Source organism: Romboutsia sp. (genome assembly GCF_035470145.1).
Taxonomy (GTDB): Bacteria; Bacillota; Clostridia; order Peptostreptococcales; family Peptostreptococcaceae; genus Romboutsia_D.
This window is the reverse complement of sequence record NZ_DATIRC010000128.1, coordinates 1-1,611: the sequence shown is the minus strand read 5'-3', so window position 1 is coordinate 1,611 and position 1,611 is coordinate 1. Positions and strand designations below refer to the sequence as shown.

Below are 1,611 nucleotides of genomic sequence, written 5' to 3'. Positions count from 1 at the left end.
AATAGCCCATCCGTTATTGTATAAACCCCATACTTCTCCAAAATAGACTACATTTTTAATAAAGTACTCATATCTTTCTCTATTTGACATTTTTATTGTTTTATTAAACTCTTTATATCTTTTATATGATGGATATATAATACATTCATAGTCATTACTTGATTTTTCAAATCCATATTCATACTTAACTGCATTTTCAAGTTCTCTTGATGAAATGTTACTTATACCTTTTAATATATGTATATTATCTCTAAGAGAAGATTTCACTATCTCATCAATACTAACACCTTCTTCTAATATAACTTTAGAGTTATTAAATTCTATCTCTCTAGGTATCTCATAATTTCCAACTATATTCCAATTAGTATTTTCAAATGGAAAATCGCTAAGTCTTGTAAAAAACATTATCTTTCTCTTTTTTATATTTTCTAAATCTTCATTACCATTGCTCAAAATATCATATATACTGTATAAATTATATTTTACATCCATTACCTGACCATAAGAATACGCATCTTCATCTATACCTATATTAAAAATATCTCCATTTTTTGGTTTTATACATTTTTTAAGCATTTGTTACTCTCCTTTATGTCTATATGATTATATTTTAAAATAATAAAACATCTTTTCACAAGCATATAGTATATCTACTTTGTGTAAAGATGTTTTATCAATTTTACGCTATAAATATGTATTTCAACTTATCGTTCATCTATAATCTCAAGCTTATTCTTCAATAAAATCTTTAATTTAGGTACAACTTTTTCTAAAAAATCTACCTCAGATTTATCTATTATATGTAAAAAATCAAAGTCTCTGCCTTCCGTTGCATTTAGTATATACTTTGCATCTTTAACATCACCGTCTTTATGGACTATAACACATGTAAATTCAATTCTATAATATTCTAACTCCTTTTTAAGCTCAAATATATCACGTACCTCATACCATCTTATTTTTGGAACTCCTAACGTTGGTTTAGGTATAATATATGGCCACTCACGATTAATAGTCACCGTCCTTTCTTCTATAAATTCCTGTTCATCTTTATCTCTCCAATTAAATTGATAGTCATAGAAACAAAACACTACTCTATAGTCCTCTTCTAAAAAGCATTCTATCATATCTACTCGTATATCTTCACAGTCTTCTTCATCTTCTAAACATCCAGATTCTATCATCAAATCTCTTTCTCTTAAAAATTCTAGGTACTCTTCTTCATCCATTGTTTCTAAATCTATACAATTTAACGTAGAGCAAAACTCTTCCAATACATAGATTTCATTATATATTCTTAATCTCACTTTATTTTCTCCTTATACTATTTATAATAGTGTATATTCTTCTTTATTTTTTTATCACTATATAAATGATAATGTGTAGGGTATGTTCTGCCTGTTCTTTTATTTGTATTCTTACCATTCTTATATATATATTCTGGTTGACCTCTATGTACTTCTCCTATTACTTTTCTATTACTATTTAATAGTTGTCGTTTATTCATATCACCTGAGTTTAACTTTCTTCCCATTTTAGAACCTTTTGGAAATGCTTTTTTAACCCAATTTGATCTCTTCGAGACATCAACCATAACTTTTCTATACTTTT

The 1,611-nt window shown here is 26.6% G+C and carries 3 protein-coding genes; all 3 read right to left on the bottom strand.

The window, feature by feature from the left end; all coding sequences use genetic code 11:
• Positions 1-576, bottom strand: a 576-nt coding sequence (locus VLM92_RS05235) for an Imm26 family immunity protein (RefSeq protein WP_325275303.1), incomplete at its 3' end; no start/stop codon positions are given.
• A 128-nt stretch (positions 577-704) separates the two neighbouring features.
• Positions 705-1,307 carry a hypothetical protein gene (locus VLM92_RS05230; RefSeq protein WP_325275302.1) on the bottom strand — a complete coding sequence of 201 codons (603 nt, stop codon included), beginning with the start codon at positions 1,305-1,307 and terminating at the stop codon, positions 705-707.
• Positions 1,308-1,324: 17 nt separating this feature from the next.
• Positions 1,325-1,611 (bottom strand): hypothetical protein (locus VLM92_RS05225; RefSeq protein ID WP_325275301.1); only part of this gene is annotated, 287 nt, incomplete at its 5' end.